The following is a 24,442-nucleotide window of genomic DNA, read 5'->3' on the forward strand; positions in this document are numbered from 1 at the left end:
TCGTTTCCCCTGGCCCCCCCATCCCTCCCCATACCCCTCTGGACCCTCGCAAGGTCTCGCTACCCCCCCGTCGCCCCCCGCCATCTGCCCCCCCCCCCCGCCGCGTGCTGATCGTGTTGTACACCACCGAGATCATCAGCTGGGGGATTCTCTACTACGCGTTCCCGGTGCTGTTGCCGACGATCAGCGCACGGACAGGGTGGTCGCTGGCCGCGATCACAGCGGGCTTCTCCGCGAGCCAGATCGTGGCGGGACTCGTCGGCGTGCCGGCGGGCAAGCTGCTCGATCGGCACGGCCCGCGCGCCATCATGACCACTGGTTCGATCATCGCGGTACCAGCGCTCATCATGCTGGCGACCGCGCAGTCGCTGGCGTGGTTCACGGCAGCGTGGTTGCTGACCGGTGTCGCCATGGCCGGAGTCTTCTACGCTCCCGCGTTCGCCGCACTCACCCGCTGGTACGGGCCGAGGCGGGTGTCGGCGCTGACCGCGCTCACGTTGGTGGCAGGGCTGGCGAGCACGGTGTTCGCGCCGCTGACCGCCGTGCTGAACGCGCATTTGGACTGGCGCGGAACGTATCTGGTGCTGGCCGGCATCCTTGCTGTCACCACGGTTCCGCTGCACCTGTTCGGCTTGCGGTTGCCGTGGCCGGAGATGGAGGACGAGACGGAGCACCATCCGTCCGCCGTGGCGCGGAGCAGGCCCTTCGTCGCGCTGACGGTGGCGATGAGCCTGGCGGCGTTCAGCGCCTATGCGGTCGTGGTCAATCTCGTGCCGCTGCTGACCGAACGCGGGATGTCGACAACGGCAGCCGCGGTGGCCCTGGGTCTCGGTGGAGTGGGGCAGGTCCTCGGACGGCTCGGCTATGCCAGGTTGACCGCGAGGACGACGGTGCGCACGAGAACGGCGCTCGTCCTGCTGACGAGCGCGGTGGTCACCACGCTGCTGGGAATGATCCCCGGTCCGGCTTCGCTGCTAATCGCGGGAGCTGTGCTCGCGGGTGTCGCACGCGGGATCTTGACGTTGGTGAAGGCGACAGCGATCACCGACCGGTGGGGTGCGGTTCACTACGGACAGCTGAGCGGGCTGCTTGCGGTGCCGGTGATGCTGACGGCGGCGATCGCGCCGTGGGCGGGTAGTGCGATGGCGGGGTGGCTCGGTGGTTATCCGGCGGTGTTCGTCGTGCTGGGAGTGATAGGGGTGCTGGCGGCCGCGTTGTCGACCGCCAGCGTTCCGCGTTAGTCGAGCAGTTCGGCGACCAGGCCGCGTACGCGGCGGTCGATGTCGTCGCGGATCGGGCGCACGGAGTCGATGCCCTGGCCTGCCGGGTCTTCGAGCTGCCAGTCGAGGTAGCGCTTGCCGGGGAACACCGGGCAGGTGTCGCCACAGCCCATGGTGATCACGACGTCAGAGGCTTCGACGTCCTCGGTGGTGAGCTTCGAGGGGACCTCGGCGGTGATGTCGAGGCCCCACTCGGCGAGCGCGTCGGCAGCGGCGGGGTTGACCTTCTCGGCTGGTGCCGAGCCGGCCGAGCGGACCGCGATCCTGCCCATGCCGTAGTGCTGCAGCAGTGCCGCGGCCATCTGGGAGCGGCCGGCGTTGTGCACGCAGACGAACAGCACTTCGGGGGTCTTGGACACGTCGATCTCCTCCTGGCGGGCGTTTCCTTGGTTCGATAATGCCCGATCCAGGTGAACGGTTGGTGACGCGACTTCCTCACGTCACGTACAGGTACAGGCCGCCTACGACGAGTGCGCCGCAGGCGGTGAACCAATGCAGGCGAAGGTCTTGCGGGCCTGGGAGAGGTTCGAGACACCGAGCGCGAACGTCGCGACGATCCTGACCGTCCCGATCAGGGTGACCAGCAGGACCTGCGGCATCAGTCGCCCAGCAGTTCGGACAGCAGGCTTCTGACCCGGCGGTCGATGTCGTCGCGCACCTCGCGGACGCGGTTGAGCGGTGCGCCTACCGGGTCGGCCACCTCCCAGTCCAGGTAGCGCTTGCCGGGATAGATTGGGCACGAGTCGCCGCAGCCCATCGTGACCACGACGTCCGCGGCCCGCACGACCTCATCTGTCAGGGGCTTCGGGAACGCCTGCGTGAGCGGGATGTTCAGCTCGGCCAACGCCTCAGTGATCACCGAGGGAATGGAACCGCTCGGCTGGCTGCCGGCGGAGCGCACCGCCACCTTGCCGAACGCGTGGTGCTCCAGCAGAGCGGACGCCATCTGCGACCGGCCCACGTTGTGCACGCAGATGAACAGCACCTGCGGCACCTCGACCTTGGTCAGACCCTGTGCCCGGCCGTGGTCGGTGAGGCGCTGCTTGGCGAACCGCGCGGTCAACGTGGCGAGGTGCGTCTTGACCGTGGCGTTGGCGTTGAGCAGCTGGTAGGTCTCCTCGACGAACTGCTCGACGGTCTCCCGGCTGAACACACCGTGGAACTTGTCGGCCAGCTCGTCGGTGATGCGGAGAAGTTGGGCGGTGAGCTCGTGCTGGGGCAGGCCCTCAAGGCGGGTCATCAAGATCTCCTTGGACCGAAGATTGTCGATGCAAAGCAGACCGGTTGCATCGACTTTTGTCAATCTAGGTCGTACCCTCGGGGTCATGGTGGAGCCCCGCAGTGAACTCCAGGTGGACAACGGCGGCCACAAGCGCTGCGTGTCACTCGGTCAGGGCATGGAACTCACCGACGCGCGTCGCGTCGCCGAGGTGTTCAAGGCGCTGGCCAGCCCGCCCCGCCTCGAACTGCTCCGCCTCCTGCAGGACGCGCCGGGCGGCGAATCCTGCGTCTGTGACCTCGTCGACCGTCTCGGCCTGAGCCAGGGCACGGTCAGCCATCACCTGCGCGTGCTCGCCGAAGCCGGCCTCGTCCGCGGCGAACGTCGCGGAACGTGGGGTTGGTACGTCGCCGTACCCGAAGGTCTCGACGAGATCCGGAGGCTGCTCGGTCAGCCCGTTGCCGTACCGTGACCCCACGTTGGATCGAGATTTTTCAACGATAGTTTTCGATGTCACCCGGTGTTCACCTTCTGTTTAGAACGAGAAACTTCGATGCAGGGGTCCTCGAACGAGGGCTTGTCGAAGATCCCCCGGCCCCGATCCGGGTCTCGAGCAGGAGGCACGTCAGTGACCATCCGCCAGGTGAAGCGTGCGCACGTGTTGTCCGTCGTGGCTGTCGCCGCGCTGACCCTGTCCGCCTGTGGTGGGCAGAACAACGGCAGTGGCTCCGAGAGCGGGGGTGAGCAGCTCTCCGGCCCCGTCGTCATCGACGGTTCGAGCACCGTGGAGCCGCTGTCGATCGCCGCGGCCGAGCTGTTCATGGAGAAGAACAGCGGCGTCCAGGTGTCGGTCAGCGCCTCAGGTACCGGCGGTGGCTTCAAGAAGTTCTGCGTCGGTGAGACCGACATCTCCGGTGCCTCTCGTCCGATCAAGGCCGAGGAGGGCAAGGTCTGCACGGAGAAGGGCGTCAACTACTCCGAGCTGCAGGTCGCCAACGACGCGCTGACTGTGGTGGTGAACAAGGAGAACACCTGGGCCGAGTGCCTCACGGTCGCCCAGCTGAAGAAGATCTGGGAGCCGGACTCCAAGGTCGCCAACTGGAAAGAGGTCGACCCGTCCTTCCCGGACCAGAAGCTCGACCTCTACGGCGCCGGCGCTGACTCCGGCACGTTCGATTACTTCACCGGCGCCATCAACGGCAAGGAAGGCGCCAGCCGCAAGGACTACAACCCGACCGAGAACGACAACATCACCGTCCAGGGTGTGAGCGGCTCCAAGGGTGGCCTTGGCTACTTCGGCTTCTCCTACTTCGAGGAAAACGCCGACAAGCTCAAGGCCGTGAAGATCGACGGCGGCAAGGGCTGCGTCGAGCCGTCGGTGAAGGCCGCGCAGGACGGCAGCTACGCGCCGCTCGCCCGCCCGCTGTTCATCTACCCCTCCGACGCCGGCCTGAAGAAGGCCCAGGTCGAGAAATTCGTCGAGTTCTACCTCGCGAACAACGACGAGATCGTCAAGGCCGCCCGCTTCGTCCCGCTGACCGAGGACCAGAAGAAGAAGGCCAAGGACGAGCTCGCCGCGCTGCAGGCGAAGGCCGCCGGTAAGTGAGCACCAAAACTCGTGACGGTGGCCGCCCGGACTCGGGCGGCCACCCCGTCGCATGGGAAGGGCCGCCGGTCGACCTGACCGCGCAGAGCCCGCGCATCGGCGAGAAGATCATCAAGGCCGTGCTGGTGAGCGCGGCCGCGTTGTCAGTTCTCGTCACGGTCGGCATCGTCGCGTCGCTGTTCGCGCCGGTCGCCGAGTTCTTCACCCACGTCAGCCTCGGCGAGTTCCTGTTCGGCACCGAGTGGACGGCGCTGTTCGGCGACAAGTTCAACTGGGACGACAAGTCCTGGGGCGTCCTGCCGCTGGTCACCGCGACCTTGATGATCACGCTGATCTCGCTGGTGGTCGCCGTTCCGTTCGGCCTCGGTGCCGCGATCTACCTCAGCGAGTACGCCTCGCAGCGGGTGCGGAAGATCTTCAAGCCGATCCTCGAGATCCTTGCCGGCGTGCCGACCGTGGTCTACGGCTTCCTCGCCCTGACGGTGATCACGCCGATCCTCAAGCCGATCCTGGGCATCGAGGGCATCTACAGCATGATCTCGCCCGGCATCGTGATGGGCTTCATGATCGTGCCCACGGTCGCCTCGCTCAGCGAGGACGCGATGTCCGCGGTTCCGCTGGCGTTGCGGCAGGGCTCGTACGCGTTGGGTGCCAACAGGATGCAGACTACGGTCCGCGTGGTGTTCCCAGCCGCGTTGTCGGGCATCGTCGCCGCAGTCGTGCTCGGCATCTCGCGCGCGATCGGCGAGACCATGATCGTCGCTATCGCCGCAGGCAACATGCCGCTGTTCACCGCGGACCCGCTCAAGGGCGCGCAGACGATGACCGGGTTCATCGCTCAGGCCGCGAGCGGTGACACCCCGCAGGGCAGCCCGTCCTACTACGCGCTGTTCGCGATCGGCGCGCTGCTGTTCGTGATGACCCTCCTGATCAACATGATCAGCATCCGGCTGGTCCGCAAGTACAGGCAGGCCTACTGATGACCGCGACGACACTGGTTGTTGACCAGAGCCTGAAGTCCGGCCGCCGCAAAGGCGTGGGGTCGACCGTGTTCGCCATCGCACTGTGGGCGTGCCTGGCGATCATCTGCGCGTTCCTGTTCTTCGTGCTCGCGGTGATCGTCCAGAAAGGACTGGCGCGGTTCGACCTGAACCTCGTCACCGAGCACCCCTCACGGCTTCGGCCCGACACCTCGGGCGTGAAGTCCGCGCTGTTCGGCACGATCTGGATCATGGTGCTGACCGCGCTCATCGCCTTGCCGCTCGGCATCGCGGCGGCGGTGTACCTGGAGGAGTACGCGGACGGCACCCGCTGGTGGAACCGGCTGATCGAGCTCAACATCCAGAACCTCGCCGCGGTGCCGTCGGTGATCTACGGCATCCTCGCGCTCGGGTTCGTCGTCCGTGGCCCGTTGTCGATCGGCGCGGTCCTGCTCGCGGGCGCGATCGCGCTGGCGTTGCTGATCTTGCCGGTCGTGATCATCACCTGTCGTGAGGCGTTGCGCTCAGTGCCGTCGGAGATCCGCTCCGGCTCGCTCGCGCTCGGCGCGACGCAGTGGCAGACCACGTGGAAGCAGGTGCTGCCCGCGGCTGTGCCCGGTATCGCGACCGGCTCGATCCTCGCGTTGTCGCGGGCGATCGGTGAAGCGGCGCCGCTGCTTCTTGTCGGTGCCACGACGTTCTTGACGTTCAATCCGGACGGCGTGTTCTCCCGCTACACCGTGCTGCCCACCCAGATCTTCAGCCTGGTGCCGCTGGACCGCGTCGAGTTCCGGGACCTGGCCTACTCCACGATCCTCCTGCTGATCATCGTGCTGCTCGTGATGAACGCGCTCGCGATCTGGTTGCGCAACCGCTATCAGCGCCAGTGGTGACACGCGAATGAAGGAGCGAGAACTCATGACCAGATCGGAGCAGCGAACCGTGTCCACCGAGCAGCGCACGACCAAGGGTGACTCCGCGTCGGAGAGCCAGGTGACCATCGAGCGCTCGAACACGGTGCCACCTGTGGAGGGAGCACCCGACGGCGTGATCACCCTGAAGGACCTCGAAGTCTTCTACAGCGACTTCCGCGCGGTCACCAACGTGAACATGTCGTTCGGCAGCAGGGAGATCACCGCGCTGATCGGTCCCTCCGGATGTGGCAAGTCCACCGTGCTGCGGTGTCTGAACCGGATGAACGATCTCGTGCCCGGTGCCCGCGTCGAGGGTGCTGTCGCCTACCACGGTGTCGACATCTACGGCGAGGACGTGGACGTCATCGAGGTGCGCCGGCGCATCGGCATGGTGTTCCAGAAGCCGAACCCGTTCCCGAAGTCCATCTACGACAACGTCGCCTACGGCCCTCGCGTCACCGGCATGAAGGTGTCCGACATGGACAACGTCGTGGAACGCGCGTTGCGTGGTGCCGCGTTGTGGGATGAGGTGAAGGACAAGCTCAAGCAGAACGCTTTCGGCCTGTCCGGCGGTCAGCAGCAGCGGCTGTGCATCGCCCGCGCCATCGCCACCTCACCCGAGGTGATCCTGATGGACGAGCCGTGTTCGGCGCTCGACCCGATCGCCACCGCCAAGATCGAGGATCTGATGGTGGAGCTCGCCTCGACCTACACGATCATCATCGTCACCCACAACATGCAGCAGGCGGCCCGCGTCTCTCAGCGCACCGGGTTCTTCACCGCCGAAGCCGACGAGAAGGGGCAGCGCACCGGCCGGCTGGTCGAGTTCGACACCACCGAGCACATCTTCGGCAACCCCTCCGACGCCCGGACCGAGGCGTACATCACCGGACGATTCGGTTAAGCCATGACGGGCTCTGCGTTGGGGGCTTGGGAGTCCGACAGCTCACAGTTCCACACGCGGCGGCGAGCCTGTCTGGCGAACAAGGGCCGGGTCCAGAACCGGCTCGCCGTCCTCGTGGTGGATCACGACGCCGATGTCGTGCACCAGTTGCTCGACGGCTTCACCGGCCAGCCGGTGGAGCCGCGCGTCTGCCCTGACCCGGCAGAGGCGTTGCTGGTGCTCGGCCGGACGTGTCCGGACGCCGTGCTGCTCGGGCCCGCGGTGGGCAAGCTCGACCCGATCGACTTCCTCACGATCGTGCGCGCGGACGACCCAGATGTCCCGATCGTGGTCGGCGCCGGGCCTGGTTCGGGCGACTTCGCCGCGCGGGCGGCCGAGGCGGGCGCGACAGCGGTGGTGCCGCGCCCGTACCGCACCCAGCAGCTGCTGGCGTTCCTCGGATCGGTCGCGCCGAAGACCGACACGGTCGAGATCCGGCCGATGGTCATCGACCTCGGCCGGCTGCGCGTGGACGGGGCCGTGCCGCAGTTCTGGCTCGACGGCGTGCTCACGCAATTGCCCCCGATGGAGTTCCTCATGCTGCGCTACTTCGCCGAGAGACCCGGCGCGGTGGTCAGCCGCAACGAGCTCGTCGCCGCACTGTGGGCGGACCGACCGTCGGCCAAGAGCAACACGCTCAACGTCCACATCATGCGGCTGCGCAAGCGGCTGGGTGACGACGACCACAATCCAACGTGGATTCGTGTCCTCCGCGGCCTCGGATACCAGTTCAACGTGCCGCCGGTAGGGTCACGTTCACCGGACGTTCATTCCGATTGATGAACATGTCACCATGTCGACGATGGACCTGGATGCGCGAAGGGAGGCGCTGGTGGCGGTGCCTGACGACTCGGCCTCCGCCGCACGTCTCTTCAAGGCTCTCGCGGACCCCATCCGGGTTCAGCTTGTGGTGCTCGTGAGGCATGCAGCGAGCGGTGAGGCGTGCTTCTGCGACCTTGCCGACCAGTTCGAGATGCCTCAGTCCTCGCTGAGCCATCACCTGAAAATCCTGGTCAACGCCGGTGTGCTGCAGCGCGAACGACGTGGCACGTGGAGCTGGTACCGCCTGGACCACGACGTGTTCGACACCATGGAACAGCTCCTGCGGCCCGGTGGCCCGCTGCGCGACGAGCCTGCCTCCGACTGCGACTGACCTGCCTCCTGCCGTACATCTCATCAGGCCGGGCTGATGTATCATTCCCGACTGATGTCACTCGATGCTGATGTGTTGAAGGTTCTCGCCGACCCGCTGCGCGCCCAGATCCTGGAGCTGCTGGCCGGCGAGGCGCTGTGCACGTGCCACCTCGTCGAGGAAACCGGCGCCAAGCAGACAAACGTGTCGAACCACCTCAAAGTGCTGCGCGAGGCCGGACTCGTCGACACCGAGCCGTGCGGGCGTTTCACGTACTACCGGCTTCGCCCCGACGCCCTGCGTCGGATCGCGGGCAGTTTGACCGAGCTGGCCGACCGCGCCAACTCCGATGCCAGGAGGCCCTGTTGAGCACCACCAACCCGACGGCGGAGCAGGACGTCCTGCACCGGCTGTCCTTCCTGGACCGCTGGCTGCCCGCGTGGATCGGCCTCGCCATGGTCGCCGGCCTCGCACTCGGCAGCTTCGTGCCCGGCCTGCAGGGTGTCCTCGACGCGGTGAAGATCGACGGGGTGTCGTTGCCGATCGCTCTCGGTCTGCTGCTGATGATGTACCCGGTGCTCGCGAAGGTCCGCTACGACAAGCTCGACACCGTCACCCGTGACAAGCGCACGATGGTGCTGTCGCTGGTGCTGAACTGGGTGCTCGGCCCGGCACTGATGTTCGCCCTGGCCTGGATCTTCCTGGCCGACCTGCCCGAGTACCGCACCGGCCTGATCATCGTCGGCCTGGCGCGGTGCATCGCCATGGTCATCATCTGGAACGACCTCGCCTGCGGCGACCGCGAGGCCGCCGCCGTGCTGGTCGCGCTCAACTCCGTATTCCAGGTGATCATGTTCGGCGTGCTCGGCTGGTTCTATCTCGACCTGCTGCCCGGCTGGCTCGGCCTCGACACCGCCTCGGTCGACTTCTCCGCGTGGGAGATCGCCAAGTCCGTGCTGATCTTCCTCGGCATTCCGCTGCTGGCCGGCTACCTCAGCCGCAAGCTGGGGGAGCGGACAAAGGGCCGGGAGTGGTACGAGTCGAAGTACCTGCCGCGCGTCGGCCCGATCGCGTTGTACGGCTTGCTGTTCACGATCGTCATCCTGTTCGCGCTGCAGGGCGAGACCATCACCAACCGGCCGCTGGACGTCGTCCGGATCGCGCTGCCGCTGCTGGTTTACTTCGCCATCATGTGGGCGGGTTCGTACGCGCTGGGCAAGGCGTCGGGGCTGTCGTACGAGCGGACCACCACGCTGGCGTTCACCGCGGCGGGCAACAACTTCGAGCTCGCCATCGCCGTCGCGATCGGCGTGTTCGGCGTGACCTCGGGGCAGGCGCTGGCCGGTGTGGTCGGGCCGCTGATCGAGGTGCCGGTGCTGGTCGGGCTCGTGTACGTGAGCCTGTGGCTGCGGCGTCGTTGGGTGGCCCGCTCTGAAGTCTGATGTCGTGGTGATCGGCGGCGGCCAGGCTGGTCTGGCCGCCGCCTACTACCTGCGCCGCGCAGGACTGTCCTATGTGGTGCTCGACGCGCAGCCGACTCCCGGTGGGGCATGGCCGCACGGGTGGAACTCACTACGGCTGTTCTCGATCGCGCGCCACAGCTCCTTGCCCGGCTGGCCGATGCCGGCCTTCTCGGACGGTTACCCAACGGCTGCGCACGTCGTCGACTACCTGACCGCGTACGAGAAGCGCTACGACGTTCCCGTGCAGCGGCCGGTTGCGGTGACCTCGGTGAGCCGTGACGACGACGAGCTTCTGGTGCACACCGACTCCGGGGTTTGGTCTGCGCGGCACGTGATCAGCGCGACCGGTACGTGGTGGCGGCCCTTCCGGCCGCTGATGGACCTGCCCGGCCGCCAGCTGCACACCGTCGACTACCGGGGCCCGCTGGAGCTCGCGGGGCAGAAGGTGGTCGTGGTCGGTGGGGGTAACTCCGGCGCGCAGATCGCGGCCGACCTGGTCCCGCACGCGTCGTTGACGTGGATGACCCGACGGCCGCCGCGGTACCTGCCCGACGAGATCGACGGCAAGGCGCTGTTCGACATCGCCAGCCGTCGCGCCGGGGGAGTCGGGGAGCTCGGCGACATCGTCGCGGTGCCGCCGGTCCGGGAGGCGCGTGACAGCGGATTGCTCGTCGCCACTCCGATGGACACGGGCCTGCTCGCGGACGCCGACGCCGTCATCTGGTGCACCGGGTTCCGGCCCGTGCTCGGCCACCTCGCGCCGCTGCAGCTGCGTGATGAACACGGTCGTGTCGCCGTGGACGGAACGACAGCCGTGGGTGAGCCGCGTCTGCACATGCTCGGGTACGGCGGTTGGACCGGGGCTGCGTCGGCGACCTTGATCGGCGTCGGGCCCACCGCGAAGGCGACGGTGGCGAAGATCGCCAGCTCGCTGAGCTGATCACTTCAGCGTCGGACGATCGATCGCGACGCCAAGACGCCCCTGTGCTTCCGCGATCGCCGCGGTCAGCGTCTCGTTGCCCAGCAGGCTGTTGATCGCGAGCGCTACCTGGATCACGCACACCGCGACGACCGCGCTGAAGCTTTCGAACATGTCGATCACGGGCTGGCCGGCGAGGCCGCCGTCTGCGCGCATGTACGCCTCGGCGCCCTTCGTAGTGGGGTGTATGTGCGTCGACATCAGCCGATACGGGACGTACAGATCCCTGGCGCTGTAAGCGATGCACAGCTGAGCGAAGTTCGCGACGTAGCCTCGTAGCGGGTGCGCCGTGCCGTCAGGGCGTGTGGCGCCTTCCGGTGTTGCCCACCCGGCTGCCAGCAGCTCGTCGAACAGCTTGCGCCGCCGTTCCTCGTCGAAGGAGTCGACGGCGGCCAACGCATCGACGCCGACGTCCACGACCCATTGCAGGATCAAGCTGTGCTCGACTACGGAGCGCAGGTTGGGCGTGCACTCGTGGCCGAGTCCTGCGGCGCGGGCGAGCAGAACGAGCTTGCAGCTGCGGTTGATCCAGGCCCACCAACCGAAGATCGCGGTGAAGGTCTGCTCGTGCTCTCGTGGCAAGGTCACTTGCCCCGCGTCCGCGATGTCGTCGAACGCCCCGACCAGAACCTCGATCGCGCCTGCGGCTCCCTCGCTCATGTCACAGAGTGTCCAGCGCATCTTGACGCCGAAGAAATACTCAACCATCATTGAGTCAATGAACGTTGAGTGGTCTTCCTCAGTGGCGGAGCGGGCGCGGCTGCACGCGGTGCTCGGTGAACCCGCGCGTCTGGCGATCGTCGACCGGCTGCTCCTCGGCGATGCTTCGCCCAGCGAGGTAGGCCGCGAACTCGACTTGCCCAGCAACCTGCTGGCGCACCACGTGAAGCTGCTCGAACAGGCGGGTGTGATCGAGCGAAGCCGTTCGGAAGGCGACCAGCGCCGCAACTACCTGCGGCTGCGGACCGAAGCGCTGACCGGGCTCGGTCCGGCCGGGCAGCGGACCGCGCCGCGCGTGGTGTTCGTCTGCACCTACAACTCGGCGCGCTCGCAGCTCGCCGCGGCTTTGTGGAGGCAGAACAGCACCGTGCCCGCCGCCTCCGCAGGCACCATGCCCGCCGACGGAGTGCACCCGCTCGCCGTCGCGACGGCTGAGGTGCACGGCTTGCCGCTCGGCGGTGTTCGTACCGCACGCGTCGAAGACGTCCTGCGGCCCGATGACCTCGTGGTCGCCGTCTGCGACAACGCCCACGAGCAGCTCGGCAGCCATCTCGACCGCCTGCACTGGTCGGTTCCCGACCCGGCCCGTGTCGGCACCGAGCAGGCCTTCGAGCACGCCTTTCGTGACATCGCCGACCGGGTCGACCGGCTGGCTCCTGTTGTTCACCAGTCTGGAGAAGACCGATGACCCTGAGCATCGACCAGCAGGTCGCCCTCAAGACTTCCGCCACCCGCCTGCAGACGCAGTTCGACGGTGTTTTCGGCACCGAGACCATCGAACGGTTCCTGCACACCAGCTATGACCAGTTCGCCTCGCACAGCACCGTCCCGAACTTCCTGCCGCTGCTGGCTGAGCGGTTCGCCCGGCAGAGGCTGCACGCGCTGGCGAAGGTCGAGGGACACGTGACCGACGGCAAGCCGGTCGTGCTATTCCTGTGCGTGCACAACGCCGGCCGCAGCCAGATGGCGCTGGGCTTCTTCGAGCACCTCGCCGAGGACCGCGCGGTGGCCTGGTCCGGCGGCTCCGAGCCGGGCTACGAGATCAACCCGGCGGCTGTCGCGGCGATGAGCGAGCGCGGCATCGACATCTCGCGCGAGTTTCCCAAGCCGTGGACCGATGAGATCGTCCGTGCGGCCGACGTCGTCGTGACGATGGGCTGTGGTGACGCGTGCCCGGTGTTCCCCGGCAAGCGCTACCTCAACTGGACGCTCGACGACCCGGCCGGCAAGGACGTCGCGGACGTCCGTCCTGTGCGCGACGAGATCGAACGCCAGGTCCGCGGTCTGCTCGCCGAGCTCGACGTCGCGGCTCGCGTCTGAACGAGGGCGGGGACCGTCCGAACCGGACGGTCCCCGCTTGGTTAGTCGTTCCCACTAACCGATCTCGGCCATCGGTAGCCGAGTCCTAATCGCCGATCCTGCCTCGATCGGATCGGCGCACCGCGACGACGGACGGGCGCGCGATCGTGCCGGGTCCACCGGGCCAGGTCGATCCCGGCTTCTCCACCGTCGCGCCGTCGAGCTCACCGGGGTGCTGCACGGCGACGATGATCCGCCGCTCCTGGATGATCGGCCCGCAGGTCTCGGCGCCGATCGGCACGGTGAGGAACTGCTTGACCTGACCGCGGTACCGGCCGTCGACTGCGACGCCAAACAGGCCGTCGTTGGAGCCGAGCGCGCTGCCGTCGGTCGCGATCCACAGGTTGCCGTGGCAGTCGAAGGCGAGGTTGTCCGGGCAGGACACCGCCGACACCTGGTCCTTCGGGAAACCGGCGAAGTACGTGCTCGGGTCCGCGGGGTCACCGCACACCAGGAACAGCCGCCACCGGAAGCTGGTCGCCGCGGCGTTGTTCCGCGACTCCATCACTTCCATGACCTGGCCATGCCTGTTGCGCGTGCGCGGGTTGGCCTCGTCCGGCGCCGCCTTGCCCGCCGCACCGCGGTCGGAGTTGTTGGTCAGTGCGATGTAGACGGTCCCGTTGTCCGGGTGCGGCTCGACATCCTCGGGCCGGTCCATCTTCGTCGCGCCCACCTTGTCCGCGGCCAGGCGTGTGAAGACGTACACCTCCTCGGCCGTCATGCCCGGCACGAACGACGTGGTGCCGCTCGCCAGCGCAATCCACTCGCCGGAGCCGTCGAACGCGCCGTCCGAAGGCAGCTTGCCCGTGCCGTCGATCTCCGCGGCCGGGCTGTCACCGCTGAACTTCGCGACGTAGAGCGTCCCCTCGTCGAGCAGCATGAGGTTGTGCCGGCGCGCGGACTCGCTGTGCCCGCGCTTCATCCGGTTCTTCGAGACGTACTTGTAGAAGTAGTCGAAGCGCTCGTCGTCACCCATGTAGAGGACGACGCGGCCGTCCGGGGTGAGCCGCGGCTCGGCGGCCTCGTGCTTGAACCGGCCCAACGCGGTTCGCTTGCGCGGCACGAAGTCGGGGTCGAACGGGTCGATCTCCACGACCCAGCCGTGCCGGTTGACCTCGTTGGGCTCCTGCGCGACGTCGAAGCGCTTGTCGAACCGCTCCCACTTGCGCTCGCTCGCCGTGCCGCGCAATCCGTAACGCGCCAGGCGCGTCTTGGTGGTCGGGTCGGTGACGAGGTCGGCGTTGCCGAAGTACTGGTTGAAATTCTCCTCGCCGGACAGCACCGTGCCCCACGGCGTCACGCCGCCACCGCAGTTGTTGAGCGTGCCAAGCACCGTGCGCCCGGTCGGATCCGCCGACGTCTTGAGCAGCGCGCCGCCCGCCGCCGGACCGCTGAACGCCAGCTTGCTGGTTGCGGTGATCCTGCGGTTGAGCCGGTGCCTGGTCGGCGAGAGCTTGCCGTCACGGCGCTCCTCGAGCACCACGACGCTCAGCCCGTGCGCGGCCCAGGCGATCTCCACCTGCTCACGCGTCGGGTTGGCGGAGCTGTACCCGACGAACATCACCTGCTCGCTGGTGTACTCGTGGTTGGCGACGAGCACGAGCCGGTCGTGGTCGAGTTCCAGCAACGCGAGGTAATCGACGTTGAAGCCGAACTGCTTCGCCTGCGCCGCCGCGGTCTGCTTGGCGGGGTCGAACGCCGGTGCACCCGGCAGGACCGGGTCGCCCCAGCGGATCACGACGTCCTGCGCGTAGCCGGGCGGCACGACCACGGCATCGAGCTTGTTGTGCGCCACGGGATCGAAGCGCAGTCCACGAGCACCACGCCCACCACCGAGACGCAGGTCCGGCTCGACCTCCGCCGCAGCGGGCGTGGAGACTGCCGCTGCTCCGGCTGCGGCCGCCGACAGGACTGCCGTGGAGCGCAACAGCGAACGGCGTGACAGCACGCCGGTGATCACGTCGCCGAGGTAGGGGTTGTCAGAGGTGTTGGGCGCCTCGTGGAAGCAGGCGTCGCCGCAGCGGTAGCGGCAGGTCAGGGCAGAACGCCCGGCGTGGTTGGTCGACGCCAGGGGCAGCGGGATGATCCGCTGGTCCGTGGTGGGACGCGGCGGCACGGCACCTCCATGCGAGTCCGTTCGGGAACGACATGAGCCGAACGCGTAGATCGGTTTATGTCGATCCAGGACAGTAGGTGGTCGTGCCGGTCGGCTGGCGACGCGAACGTGAACAGCAGGCGAACCCTGCCCGACCTACACGGCGGGAGCGTGGTCTCGGCTGACGCTGGCCAACATCGCGGCCATCCGGTCGGTGGTTTCCGGGCGCACGCGGTAGTACACCCACGTGCCCCTGCGTTCGGAGTCGACCAGGCCTGCCTGCCGGAGCAGCTTCAGGTGGTGCGAGATCGTCGGCTGGGAAAGGTCGAACGCCGGCGTGAGCTCGCAGACGCACACCTCACCGGACGGGCGCGAGGCGATCAGCGACAGCAGTCGCAACCGCACCGGATCACCGAGTGCCTTGAACACCGTCGCCAGTTCCGCTGCCTGTTCTTTGGCGAGCGGCTCCTCGGGCAGCGGCTCGCAGCAGCCCGCCTCTTGCTTCGACATCTTTCAATATTGACTCGTCTTCGCCGCCGGTGCAAACATGACATAGACGGACTTCAATACAAGCTGGAAGGGGTGTCGCTCATGAGCGAGCAGACCGAGTTGCGCGAGACGGTTCGCGCCCGCTATGCCGCAGCCGCGACCGCTGTAACCCAAGGTGGAGGCGGGTGCTGCGGTCCGGACGCAGTGGAGGTCGACGAGAACTTCGGCGCCACGCTGTACCCGGCGGCTCAGCACGACGAGCTGCCCGCCGAGGCGGTCGCAGCATCGCTCGGATGCGGCAATCCCATCGCGGTCGCCGAACTCCGCGAGGGCGAGCGGGTTTTGGACCTCGGGTCCGGTGGGGGCATCGACGTCCTGCTCTCCGCACGCCGTGTCGGCTCGACCGGCAAGGCATACGGCCTGGACATGACCGACGAGATGCTCGCGCTGGCCTTGTCCAACGCCGAGAAGGCCGGTGCCACGAACGTGGAGCTCCTCAAGGGCAACATTGAAGCCATCCCACTGCCTGGCAACACCATCGACGTCATCTCCAACTGCGTCATCAACCTCTCCGTCGACAAGCCCGCGGTGTTCGCCGAGACGTTCCGCGTGCTGCGTCCCGGCGGCCGCATCGGCATCTCGGACGTCATCGCCGACGACCACCTGACGCCCACCGAGCGAGCCGAGCGCGGCTCCTACGTCAGCTGCATCGCCGGAGCCCTCACTTTTACCGAATACCGCGAAGGCCTGGAAGCGGCCGGGTTCGTCGGCATCGAGATCACTCCGACGTTCGAAGCGGCCGACGGCATGCACAGCGCCATCGTTCGCGCGGTGAAGCCGCTCGACCTCGTCCGCTCGACGGCTTCCACGCAGCGCGAAGACTCCTGCTGTGGCGTCAATGCCTGCTGTACCTCCGACGAAGAAGCCGTCGACCCGGACCGGACAGTCGTTGAGGCGAAGACAGCGTCGGGTTGTGGCTGCCAGAGCCATCCATGAGGGTTCAGCGGTACTCGAACTCGCCTCGCCCATGTCGCCAACGGCTTCGTGACTCGATAGGTGTTCTCGGCGAGCCAGCAGCTTTGAAATCGGCGCCAATCAAACACAGCGCGGCCACGAGGCCTGTGGGTTCTGCGAGGGTGTGCAGGCGCAGCTCAGTGGCGACGTCTACCGAGCCGTCGATGCGGATACGGGGTTTGCGGCACTGAGGGCTGTTCCAGCATCAGCGGTAGTTCGGTGCGTACAGGCGGTGTCCGGGTCCAGGTCAGTGCGCCGTGGTGAGCAGGCGGACTGGTCGGCTCAGGCGGTGGGTCACTGTGTCGCTAATCCCGTGCTCGTCATGAGCCACCCGCAGGTGGTCGACCATTTGCAACGCCAGTCCTCGGTTGGGAGAACGCGGGCATGCGCGGGCGGTCTCGGTCGACGAGTCGGGCGGTGACCTGGCCGGTGCCGGCGGACCGATATGCCAGTCAGATACGGATGCCGGGCCACCTTTTTCACATCGGGGCCTCAACTGGAGGCCAGTGGCGGCGGCAGTCCCTCTGTCGGCTGATGAACTCGATAACGCGCCGCCGCCCTGGCCGGACTTCGGGCGGGGCACCAACCTGCGCGAGATCATCTGCACAGGGCCGGACTTCGGGCGGGGCACCAACCTGCGCGAGATCATCTGCACAGGGCCGGACTTCGGGCGGGGCACCAACCTGCGCGAGATCATCTGCACAGGGCCGGACTTCGGGCGGGGCACCAACCTGCGCGAGATCGTCTGCACAGGGCCGGACTTCGGGCGGGAGTACCAAAGGATGGGAACAGGGCTGACCAGCGGTTTTATACCGGCAGTCTGGTGGTGGAGTCATCGTTCGGCCTATCGGCGCCCGAGTAGCGGCCTGGGGACGGGTTGCTCGGACCCGTCCCCGCCTCGGGCGTTCCCTCTCAAGCCGGGCGACCGCAAGCTCGCCGCCGCCTCCGTCCAGTCAGTCGTTGGCTTCACTCGCGTTTCCGCAACGCCGTGAACGGCACGAACTGGTCGACCAGGGAAAGCTTGTCGCGGCGGCCGTCGGCGTAGCCGATCTCGTAGTTGACGATCCCGTACCAGTCGCCCTCCACGCTGGGGAAGCGGCCGTGAAGCCGTCCGGGTACCACGCCGGTGAGATCCAGCCCGGTCACGATGACGTGCCGTGGTGCGTCCGCTGGCCGGGAGAAGAGGATGTCCAGGTCGACCCACACCGACGTGAGGACCGGCCTGCGTCCGTGGACGTCATCGCCTTCCCAGCGCGTGAACGGGCTGTTGATCACGACGCACCTGCTTACCTCGCGCCGGTCGCCGCCCGCACGCGGAGGATGAGGTCGCCGTACGGTTGGTCGTCCAGCTCGGCCCGGTCGGGGCTGGCGTGGCTGCTGGTCAACCGCCAGCTCGCGTCGACGCCGGGCGTCGCTGCGCAGGCGGGGCAGTCCACGCGGACCTCGCCCCCGGCAGAGATAGCTCTGCTGACTCCTGGAACGACGATGTGTCGTCCGCCTTTGCAGGTGGCGGGAAGGACGGCGATCGTCGTGCCGGTCTGATCGACTCGGTAGCGCAGTGCGCCGTCCGGCGCGGGGGTTGAAGGCGGCGGAGTCACGTCGGCAAACTACCACCACGCTCGCACATATGTTCGACCCGCCTGGAATCCGGCGGCTCGCCGCAGGGCATCTGCACCGTGCGCGCCCGGCTACCTTCGTCGGTCACGCCGGAGGCAAGACGTAATCGGACCGGGCGCGTCCGGAACGAAACCGGCGGAGACTGTCGTGATGGGGGTATGACTCAGATCGACGAGCGGACCGGTCACAGCGTGGAGCAGCAGATGGCGGACGGTGGGGTGCGCGACGAGCAGGAGCCGACCGCTGCCGAGGTGCTGGAGTGGCGCCGCGATGACGTGTTCCTCCCCGAGGCGGACGCTGACCCGGAGGAGTACCCGCACCTGCGGAACATCTCGGCTGGGTTCATCTTCGGCGGCGTGGTCCGGCCGCTCGAACCGGCTCCGCCGGAGTACGTGACGCTCCCGGCCGCCTACACCTCGCCCGACGAGTTCCTCGCGATCGCGCAGTGGAACATGCTGTGGGAGACAGCGCAGTTCCGGCGGCGCTTCTTCGACCTGGACGACCTGCCGAAACCGATGGCCAGGATCGCCGACCTCGGCGACGTCAACGTCACCTTCGTACCGCGGACACGGGCGCGGTACTTCGAGTACGCGCCGCTGTTCCACCTGCTGCCCAAGCGTGTCCTGGACATGTTCGAGCTTCCGTTGCTGCGAGGCGGCCAGTGGCCGTTTATGGCCGACTGGTCGGGCATCGACGACTTCCTGCCACCCGATTTCGAGGCCCGGCTTGCTCGCGCCTGGGCGTGGACGGTGTGGCCGCACCTGGTCTCGGGGTCGAAGATGAAGGCGTTCTCGGCCGACGACCCGATCCGGCTGCTCGCTCACAACCTGGACTTCTGAGTGCCCGCCGTCACCGCCACCATCCAGGAGCGCCTGCGGGACTTCCCCGAGATCGACAAGGGCAAGACGCCCGGCCCGGTCACCTTGGAGGACGGCAGCGTGCTCGCCGGGGCCGTGGCCGGCAACCCGCGGATGGGCGGACAGGTCTGGTTCGGCGAGGACGACGCCCGCGACGCCGTAGTCGAGACCGTGGAGGCCGCCGACCGGACCGGCCGACTGCGCGGCATCCTCGACGCGGTCCGCTCCCACCGGATCGAAGACGACTTCTCCAGCCACTGGTCCTATGTCCTCGAAGACTTCGAACACAAGCTGCACGGGAAGCGGCGCAAGGTGACGGTGAAGTTCGTCGAGTTGACCGACACCGTCCCCGTCCAGGGACCGGAGAGCGAGGTGCTGGGCAACCTGATCACCAACGACTTCCTCACGCTCCTGGATGCCCGGAACCGGCAGATCGTCGTGCTGCTCAACAGCGGCGTCACCAGCAAGACCGAGATCGCCGACGTCCTCGGCTACGCCAACCACAGCGCCGTGTCGAAGCGACTCGCACAGATCCGCCGCACCGCCGAGGCGTACTTCGACCAGAACTGACTCGTCCAGCACGCTCGGCGCCACCCATGCGAGTGATCATGGCCGTGACAGAAGGCGTGCTCAGACGACGTGCCGCCCCACCTACGCCTCACGAGCGCCTCGGTTGCGCTCTGGTTCAGATCTTCCTGCCGCCGGTCTAATCGCCGGCACCAATCGACCCGGCTGACTTCGAGCAAAGCGGGCGAACCGCTACCCGTCGACCTGCCTGAGTCGGCCAGGGTGCGCAGCGAGTCGGGCTCGTGATGACGAGCCGGGGCGGGGAGAACGGCAACGGTGATGGCGACGCAGGAGGCCCCGCACGAGTCGGGCGTATCGGTTGATGTCAACGTGCCGTCGCTGTCCCGGATCTATGATCACCTGCTGGGCGGCGGGCACAATTTCGCTTCCGACCGTGCGGTGGCGGAGGCGATTTCGGCCTTGGTGCCGCGCTACGACGTGTTCGTCCGCGAGAGCCGTGCCTTCGTGCGTCGCGCTGTGCTGCACATGCTCACCGCCGGGATCGAACAGTTCCTCGACCTGGGCGCGGGCCTGGGCGGCATTCGCCACGTGCACGAACTCGCCCAGGCCGAGCAGCCCCAGGCCCGTGTTGTCTACGTCGACCGCGACCCCGTTGCCGTCGCCCGTCTCGGTCTGGTCGTCTGGGACGATCCGAGCACCGGGGTGATCGAGGCCGACCTGCGGCACGTCGACGAGGTGCTCGACCATGCCGTGACGACTCGGCTGCTCGATCTGACTCGCCCAGTGGGCGTGGTGGCCGGGTCGGTGCTGCATTGCCTGCCCGACGCCGAGGACCCGGCCGCCGCCTTGGCCGGGTACCACGAGCGGCTGGCACCCGGCTCGCTGTTGGCCGCTTCGCACGCCGACGGCATCGTCCTGGGGCTGCAGTCGGCCGCCGCGGTCGAGGACTGTCTCGCCAGGGCCGGGATCACATTCGTCCACCGGAGCCGGCGGGAGTTCGCCGATCTGCTGGGACCGTGGCAGCCGCACCCGGACGGCGTGGCGCCGGTCGGCTTGTGGCGACCGGACGGCCTGACCCTCGTCCGGCGCGAGTGCCTGTGGGGCAACGCCGTGCTCGCCGGCCGTCGTCCCGTGCCGGCGGAGCAAGCGTGAACGAGGCCGAGCACATCAACACCGTGTCCGGCCCGGTCCACGGCCAGGTCCTGCAAGCCCGCACGGTCACCGCTGACACCATCGTCCTGCACGCTCCCGAGCACCGGGTGCCGGTGCCTCGGCAGCTTCCGCCGCCCGCGCGCACCTGGGTCGACCGCGCAGAGGAACTGGCGCGGCTGGACCGTCTGCTCATCACAGCGGGCCCGACCCGCGTCGTGGTGACCGGCCTGGGTGGAATTGGCAAGACCGGCTTGGCGGTGCGCTGGCTCGACGCGCACCACGACCGCCACCCCGACGGGGTGCTGTACGTCGACCTCAACGGCTGGAGTGGCCATCCGCCACCGGCCACACCGCAGGTCCTCGCCGGATGGCTGCGTGCGCTCGGCGTCGCCGTTGACGACCTGCCAGGCGAGGCAGCCGAACTGGTCGCGCTCTACCGGACGGTCACCGCCGACAAGGCAGTGGCCGTGCTGGTCGACAACGCCCGCTCCGCCGAGCAGGTGCAGCCCCTGGTACCGGCCACAGCGCGCGGCACGATCCTGGTCACCAGCCGCCACCGCCTCGCAGGACTGGCCATCGCGGGCTTTCGCCACCTCGACCTCGACTGCTTCCCTGCCGCCACCGGCGCCGCGCTCCTGGCCGGCCTGCTCGACGAGGACCGGCAACCTCTCGGCGAGGACCTGCTCCACGCCCTGGCCACGCGCTGTCACGGGCACCCGCTGGCCTTGACCATCGCCGGGGCCCACCTCGCCGCGCATCCCCGACGCGACCCAGCGCGCCTGATCACCCGCCTGACCCACCTCGCCGAAGCGTCCGCCGCCCTGGACCCGCACGAGCTGTCCGTCGAAGGAGTACTTCAGATGAGCTACGAGGACCTTGACGCCACCACCGCCCGGCTCTACCGCAGCCTGGCCGAACACCCCGGCGCCGAGTTCACCGCCGAGCCGCTCGCCACCGGGCTCGACGTGCCGATCAGCGCGGTCGACCGCAGACTCGGACGGCTGGTGGAGGCCAACCTCGTCACGGAGACCGGCGACGAGCGCTACCGGCTGCACGACGTCCTGCGCGAGCACGTGCAAGCCCTCGCCGACCAGGACGACCAGACCGAGCGACTGACGGTCCGTCGCCGGATGATCGAGTGGTACCTGCGACGCGCGGCGGCGGCCGACAAGGTCATCAATCCCTTCCCCCGCCGGTTTAGCGACGTCTACGCCGACCTCGACACGGGCGTGTTCGACGACGCGAAGGCCGCCTTGGACTGGGCCGACACCGAACGCCCCAACCTCCTCGCCGCTCAACAGGTCGCCGCCGACCAGGGCTGGACGGAGCTGGTGTACCAGTTCGGCGAGGTCCTGTGGAACCCGCTGCGCCCCAACTACACCGCCGGTGAGCTGGTGAGCTCGCAGTTCCTCGGCGCCAACGCCGCCGCCGACGCCGGACACATCCTGGAGGTCGTCTGCCGCACCCGGCAGGGCTTCGGCGAGACCAACCTCGGCCACCACGAGGCCGCCGTCGCCAGCTGCACCATCGCCGTCGAGCGCGCCGCCGAAGTCGGCGACCCGTGGCTGCAATCCGGCGCACTGTCCACCCGCGCCCGCGCCCACCTCAAGGCCGACGACCCGCACGCTGCCCTGCCGGACCTGCAACGGGCTCTGGACATCGCCGAGGAGATGAACGACGCCCGCAGCATCGCGCTACGGCACCGCCGCCTCGGCGAAACCGCCCTGCACCCCAAGATCGCCGACGCCCGGCTCGCGGCCCACCACCTGCGGCTGGCGGCGAGCATGTTCGCCGGCATCGACGACGGCATCGGCCACGCCCGCACCGTCCAGCACCTGGCGCGGGCCCTGACCCTGAACGGGCAAGCCGCCGAGGCGCTGTCCGAGCTGGCCGCGATCGAACAGGCCGTGCACGACTACGGCTCGGTCGGCTACCTGGCCGACCTGTGCACCGTGCTCGGCGAGGTCCACGCCGCGCTCGGCGACACCGCCGAGGCCCACCGCCGCTACGGCGAGGCCATCGACTACTACACCGCCGCTGGTCCCGGCGCCGACAAGAGCAAGGCCGCCGTCCTCGACCGGCGCGCCGCCCTCGGCCAACCGACCGCCTGAACCGCGAAGAGGAGCGAACGGCATGACAGCACGCACCACGATCAAGGGGAAGCGGATCACCGGGGAAGCCCGCGTCAAGATGGCCGCTGACCTGAAGAAGAAGTACGAAAAGGGTGCCAGCATCCGCGCCCTGGCCGAAGCCACCGACCGCTCGTACGGCTTCGTACACCGGATCCTGTCCGAGTCCGGCGTCGTGCTGCGTGGACGCGGCGGCGCTACCCGGACCAAAACCAAACCCTCCTAGCCCAGCGACAGCGGGCACGAGAACGGCTCGCGACACCAGCCCGTCCGATACGCGAGCGGAGAACATGATGCCCAGACGGGTCTTGCGGGGCTACCGCCTGGGAACGCCCACCGGCGAACCGGACCGCTCCGCGCGGCCGGCACCGCGGGTGCCGGTCCGCTTCGAGTGCCGCCGAGGGCACGAGTTCACGGTGCCGTTCTCGACCGACGCCGAGATCCCTGCCGTCTGGACGTGCCCGCGCCACGGCATCGAGCACTGCCTCCGGATCGACGACGACTCCGACTGGCAACCACCCAAAGGCAAGCCTCCACGCACGCACTACGTCATGCTGTTGGAACGACGCAGCGTCGCCGAACTCGAGGTCCTCGTCGATCAAGCCCTTGCGGGCATCCGCCGACAGCGCAACTCGCCCTACGGTCGCGTTCCCATCGGCGACCGCACCTACGGCTTCCGCTTCGAGCCATGACCCCGCGCTGCCCGAGGCGTCGCTCGGGCAGCGCGAGTCGCGAAGTTGCCGCCGCAGTCGACATGCCCGCTGGTTGCCGCTGTGCGCGTCGTACGGCACGTGCTCGCTGGCTAGCTGGGCTTACCCGAGCACCACAACCACGACGATGAGCGCGACGACCGCTACCAGAAGCGCCGCGAGCAGCGTGGCGTTCACCGAAGACGTTGTTCGCGCACTCGTCCTGCCCGTCTCTTCGGCCCGCGCCGGTCGATCGATCACCGGTGAGGGGATGCCGGTGCGGACCGGGCGGTTGCGCTCGGAACGCAGACGTTCCCACACCATCAGGAAGTGCCCGACGTCGTTGGGGCGTCCGGCGTGTTCGCACAACACAGCAAGCAAAACCCGCACGCGATCTTCGTTCGCCGGCAAGGATGGCTCGTCCGCGTTGTTCGCACCTAGGTACCTGCTCAGAGTCGTTCGTTCCCAGGTGTGTTTCGGATTGTGCTTCCGCATCCTGTCCGAGAGCTCCCGGAAGGTCAGCTTGCCCTTCATCGACCTCAGCGCGTCCCTGAACAGCGCTTTGGTGGTGAGAGCGGCGATATCTGGCGGCAGCGCGTTCCGCAGCGGAAGATGCTCTGCCAGGTGTCCATATGTGCGCTGGCAGACGGCGACGTCATCGTCGTCGGCCCACAGCTCGCGCAGGATCGTGGCGTAGACCTCCCACTCGACCAGCGGCGGGGCGGCAGCGAAAGCGGCTCGCACGTCTTCGAGCGGAAGGCCGGTGCGATTGGCGAGCAGCACGTAGGTCCAGGTCTGCCCGCTCTTGGGCTGCTCGTACAGGCTGTTCAGCACGGCCTGCAACGGCCATGCGTCGGGCCGTCTGCCACCGCCGAAGCCTCCGGGTCGGCGCGGGTTGAAGTTCGATTCGGGCATGTCGATCGTGGTCACCTCTGCGCACCGTCACGCGCAGGGCGCGCCTGCTTGTTGGTCGTCGGTCGCACCGCCGTGGTGATGAGCCAGGCCGCGACACCGGCCGCGCCTGTGAGTGGTTGGCCGAGCAACACCAGGACGACGACGAACGCTGCGGCGATGGTGAAGGTGCCGATCTGGACGAGGGGCGTCGCGCCGCAGCTCGTGCGAGGCAGGATCGCCAAGGGTGCCGGAAGCACGGACATCAGGATGTCTCCAAGGGGTCGGACGTCGGGTGAACGGTGAAGCCCCGATCGCGGGAGCAAACCGACTGGTGGTGGCCGCCACCGCCCCGCGAGGGCTTCACCATCTTCACCGACTTTCCG

General features: G+C 68.0%; 30 protein-coding genes. 21 read left to right on the forward strand and 9 right to left on the reverse strand.

From position 1 onward, the window contains the following. The first annotated feature begins 104 nt into the window (after window positions 1–104). Window positions 105–1,241 (forward strand): MFS transporter, encoded by a 1,137-nt coding sequence (locus AB0M48_RS11260; protein ID WP_363839044.1) that lies wholly within the window; start codon window positions 105–107, stop codon window positions 1,239–1,241. Here AB0M48_RS11260 and AB0M48_RS11265 read toward each other — a convergent pair. The 3 genes from AB0M48_RS11265 to AB0M48_RS11275 all read right to left on the reverse strand — a co-directional run bounded on the left by AB0M48_RS11265 (window position 1,238) and on the right by AB0M48_RS11275 (window position 2,520). Beyond that, window positions 1,238–1,639 carry an arsenate reductase ArsC gene (locus AB0M48_RS11265; RefSeq protein ID WP_363839047.1) on the reverse strand — a complete coding sequence of 134 codons (402 nt, stop codon included), beginning with the start codon at window positions 1,637–1,639 and terminating at the stop codon, window positions 1,238–1,240. The genes AB0M48_RS11260 and AB0M48_RS11265 overlap by 4 nt on opposite strands. Window positions 1,640–1,741: 102 nt before the next feature. Continuing rightward, window positions 1,742–1,879 carry a hypothetical protein gene (locus AB0M48_RS11270; RefSeq protein ID WP_363839050.1) on the reverse strand — a complete coding sequence of 46 codons (138 nt, stop codon included), beginning with the start codon at window positions 1,877–1,879 and terminating at the stop codon, window positions 1,742–1,744. Further along, the gene (locus tag AB0M48_RS11275) at window positions 1,879–2,520 is read right to left on the reverse strand and encodes an arsenate reductase ArsC (RefSeq protein WP_363839053.1); all 642 of its coding nucleotides are present in this window, start codon (window positions 2,518–2,520) and stop codon (window positions 1,879–1,881) included. Before AB0M48_RS11275 ends, AB0M48_RS11270 begins: the two co-directional genes overlap by 1 nt. An 85-nt stretch (window positions 2,521–2,605) precedes the next feature. Here AB0M48_RS11275 and AB0M48_RS11280 point away from each other — a divergent pair, with 85 nt between their 5' ends. The 10 genes from AB0M48_RS11280 to AB0M48_RS11325 all read left to right on the forward strand — a co-directional run bounded on the left by AB0M48_RS11280 (window position 2,606) and on the right by AB0M48_RS11325 (window position 10,477). After that, the gene (locus AB0M48_RS11280; protein ID WP_363839056.1) at window positions 2,606–2,971 is read left to right on the forward strand and encodes a metalloregulator ArsR/SmtB family transcription factor; all 366 of its coding nucleotides are present in this window, start codon (window positions 2,606–2,608) and stop codon (window positions 2,969–2,971) included. Window positions 2,972–3,142: 171 nt separating this feature from the next. Next, window positions 3,143–4,105 carry a PstS family phosphate ABC transporter substrate-binding protein gene (locus AB0M48_RS11285; RefSeq protein WP_363839059.1) on the forward strand — a complete coding sequence of 321 codons (963 nt, stop codon included), beginning with the start codon at window positions 3,143–3,145 and terminating at the stop codon, window positions 4,103–4,105. Then, window positions 4,102–5,085, forward strand: a complete 984-nt coding sequence (gene pstC / locus AB0M48_RS11290; RefSeq protein ID WP_363839062.1) for a phosphate ABC transporter permease subunit PstC — start codon at window positions 4,102–4,104, stop codon at window positions 5,083–5,085. The genes AB0M48_RS11285 and pstC overlap by 4 nt, the downstream gene beginning before the upstream one ends. After that, window positions 5,085–5,978: a phosphate ABC transporter permease PstA gene (gene pstA / locus AB0M48_RS11295; RefSeq protein ID WP_363839065.1), complete on the forward strand. Its 894-nt coding sequence runs from the start codon at window positions 5,085–5,087 to the stop codon at window positions 5,976–5,978. The genes pstC and pstA overlap by 1 nt, the downstream gene beginning before the upstream one ends. A 25-nt stretch (window positions 5,979–6,003) precedes the next feature. Continuing rightward, window positions 6,004–6,903, forward strand: coding sequence for a phosphate ABC transporter ATP-binding protein PstB (gene pstB / locus AB0M48_RS11300; protein ID WP_363839068.1), 900 nt, complete (start codon window positions 6,004–6,006; stop codon window positions 6,901–6,903). 3 nt (window positions 6,904–6,906) lie between these two features. Beyond that, the gene (locus AB0M48_RS11305; protein ID WP_363839073.1) at window positions 6,907–7,722 is read left to right on the forward strand and encodes a response regulator transcription factor; all 816 of its coding nucleotides are present in this window, start codon (window positions 6,907–6,909) and stop codon (window positions 7,720–7,722) included. Between the two features lie 22 nt (window positions 7,723–7,744). Next, window positions 7,745–8,095 (forward strand): metalloregulator ArsR/SmtB family transcription factor, encoded by a 351-nt coding sequence (locus tag AB0M48_RS11310; protein ID WP_363839076.1) that lies wholly within the window; start codon window positions 7,745–7,747, stop codon window positions 8,093–8,095. A 54-nt stretch (window positions 8,096–8,149) separates the two neighbouring features. Beyond that, window positions 8,150–8,443 (forward strand): metalloregulator ArsR/SmtB family transcription factor, encoded by a 294-nt coding sequence (locus AB0M48_RS11315; RefSeq protein WP_363839079.1) that lies wholly within the window; start codon window positions 8,150–8,152, stop codon window positions 8,441–8,443. Further along, window positions 8,440–9,516, forward strand: coding sequence for an ACR3 family arsenite efflux transporter (gene arsB / locus AB0M48_RS11320; RefSeq protein WP_363839082.1), 1,077 nt, complete (start codon window positions 8,440–8,442; stop codon window positions 9,514–9,516). Before AB0M48_RS11315 ends, arsB begins: the two co-directional genes overlap by 4 nt. Window positions 9,517–9,520: 4 nt before the next feature. Then, on the forward strand, window positions 9,521–10,477 hold the full coding sequence (locus AB0M48_RS11325; RefSeq protein ID WP_363839086.1) for an ArsO family NAD(P)H-dependent flavin-containing monooxygenase: 957 nt from the start codon (window positions 9,521–9,523) through the stop codon (window positions 10,475–10,477). On the opposite strand, the gene AB0M48_RS11330 is transcribed toward AB0M48_RS11325, so the two are convergent. Continuing rightward, window positions 10,478–11,176 carry a DUF5677 domain-containing protein gene (locus AB0M48_RS11330; protein WP_363839089.1) on the reverse strand — a complete coding sequence of 233 codons (699 nt, stop codon included), beginning with the start codon at window positions 11,174–11,176 and terminating at the stop codon, window positions 10,478–10,480. Between the two features lie 22 nt (window positions 11,177–11,198). Here AB0M48_RS11330 and AB0M48_RS11335 point away from each other — a divergent pair, with 22 nt between their 5' ends. Then, complete coding sequence (locus AB0M48_RS11335; RefSeq protein WP_363839092.1) at window positions 11,199–11,924, forward strand: helix-turn-helix domain-containing protein; 726 nt, start codon at window positions 11,199–11,201, stop codon at window positions 11,922–11,924. Continuing rightward, window positions 11,921–12,556, forward strand: a complete 636-nt coding sequence (locus AB0M48_RS11340; RefSeq protein ID WP_363839095.1) for an arsenate reductase ArsC — start codon at window positions 11,921–11,923, stop codon at window positions 12,554–12,556. Before AB0M48_RS11335 ends, AB0M48_RS11340 begins: the two co-directional genes overlap by 4 nt. 85 nt (window positions 12,557–12,641) lie before the next feature. Here AB0M48_RS11340 and AB0M48_RS11345 read toward each other — a convergent pair whose 3' ends face one another. After that, on the reverse strand, window positions 12,642–14,711 hold the full coding sequence (locus tag AB0M48_RS11345; protein WP_363839098.1) for a PhoX family phosphatase: 2,070 nt from the start codon (window positions 14,709–14,711) through the stop codon (window positions 12,642–12,644). A gap of 135 nt (window positions 14,712–14,846) precedes the next feature. Beyond that, window positions 14,847–15,200, reverse strand: a complete 354-nt coding sequence (locus AB0M48_RS11350) for a metalloregulator ArsR/SmtB family transcription factor (RefSeq protein WP_363839100.1) — start codon at window positions 15,198–15,200, stop codon at window positions 14,847–14,849. On the opposite strand from AB0M48_RS11350, the gene arsM reads away from it, so the two are divergent. Both arsM and AB0M48_RS11360 read left to right on the forward strand, forming a co-directional pair. Beyond that, on the forward strand, window positions 15,189–16,175 hold the full coding sequence (gene arsM, locus AB0M48_RS11355) for an arsenite methyltransferase (RefSeq protein ID WP_363839104.1): 987 nt from the start codon (window positions 15,189–15,191) through the stop codon (window positions 16,173–16,175). The genes AB0M48_RS11350 and arsM overlap by 12 nt on opposite strands. Window positions 16,176–16,699: 524 nt before the next feature. Further along, complete coding sequence (locus tag AB0M48_RS11360) at window positions 16,700–17,185, forward strand: hypothetical protein (RefSeq protein WP_363839107.1); 486 nt, start codon at window positions 16,700–16,702, stop codon at window positions 17,183–17,185. Here the strand turns inward: AB0M48_RS11360 and AB0M48_RS11365 are convergent. Beyond that, complete coding sequence (locus AB0M48_RS11365; protein ID WP_363839112.1) at window positions 17,160–17,468, reverse strand: hypothetical protein; 309 nt, start codon at window positions 17,466–17,468, stop codon at window positions 17,160–17,162. The genes AB0M48_RS11360 and AB0M48_RS11365 overlap by 26 nt on opposite strands. A gap of 500 nt (window positions 17,469–17,968) precedes the next feature. Here AB0M48_RS11365 and AB0M48_RS11370 point away from each other — a divergent pair, with 500 nt between their 5' ends. The 6 genes from AB0M48_RS11370 to AB0M48_RS11395 all read left to right on the forward strand — a co-directional run bounded on the left by AB0M48_RS11370 (window position 17,969) and on the right by AB0M48_RS11395 (window position 23,168). After that, complete coding sequence (locus AB0M48_RS11370) at window positions 17,969–18,649, forward strand: hypothetical protein (RefSeq protein WP_363839115.1); 681 nt, start codon at window positions 17,969–17,971, stop codon at window positions 18,647–18,649. Further along, window positions 18,650–19,237, forward strand: a complete 588-nt coding sequence (locus tag AB0M48_RS11375) for a hypothetical protein (protein ID WP_363839117.1) — start codon at window positions 18,650–18,652, stop codon at window positions 19,235–19,237. A 276-nt stretch (window positions 19,238–19,513) separates the two neighbouring features. Continuing rightward, window positions 19,514–20,347, forward strand: a complete 834-nt coding sequence (locus AB0M48_RS11380) for an SAM-dependent methyltransferase (protein ID WP_363839120.1) — start codon at window positions 19,514–19,516, stop codon at window positions 20,345–20,347. Then, a complete protein-coding gene (locus AB0M48_RS11385) occupies window positions 20,344–22,458 on the forward strand; it encodes a helix-turn-helix domain-containing protein (protein WP_363839123.1) in 2,115 nt (704 codons plus the stop codon). The genes AB0M48_RS11380 and AB0M48_RS11385 overlap by 4 nt, the downstream gene beginning before the upstream one ends. A gap of 22 nt (window positions 22,459–22,480) precedes the next feature. Further along, window positions 22,481–22,702 carry a helix-turn-helix domain-containing protein gene (locus AB0M48_RS11390; protein WP_363839126.1) on the forward strand — a complete coding sequence of 74 codons (222 nt, stop codon included), beginning with the start codon at window positions 22,481–22,483 and terminating at the stop codon, window positions 22,700–22,702. A gap of 67 nt (window positions 22,703–22,769) precedes the next feature. Next, window positions 22,770–23,168 (forward strand): RNA polymerase-binding protein RbpA, encoded by a 399-nt coding sequence (locus tag AB0M48_RS11395; protein WP_363839129.1) that lies wholly within the window; start codon window positions 22,770–22,772, stop codon window positions 23,166–23,168. Window positions 23,169–23,288: 120 nt separating this feature from the next. On the opposite strand, the gene AB0M48_RS11400 is transcribed toward AB0M48_RS11395, so the two are convergent. Continuing rightward, window positions 23,289–24,095, reverse strand: coding sequence for a hypothetical protein (locus AB0M48_RS11400; RefSeq protein WP_363839132.1), 807 nt, complete (start codon window positions 24,093–24,095; stop codon window positions 23,289–23,291). After that, complete coding sequence (locus AB0M48_RS11405) at window positions 24,092–24,322, reverse strand: hypothetical protein (RefSeq protein ID WP_363839135.1); 231 nt, start codon at window positions 24,320–24,322, stop codon at window positions 24,092–24,094. The genes AB0M48_RS11400 and AB0M48_RS11405 overlap by 4 nt, the downstream gene beginning before the upstream one ends. Window positions 24,323–24,442 lie beyond the last annotated feature (120 nt).

It is taken from the genome of Lentzea sp. NPDC051208 (genome assembly GCF_040682435.1).
In the GTDB taxonomy this organism is placed as follows: Bacteria; Actinomycetota; Actinomycetes; order Mycobacteriales; family Pseudonocardiaceae; genus Lentzea; species Lentzea kristufekii.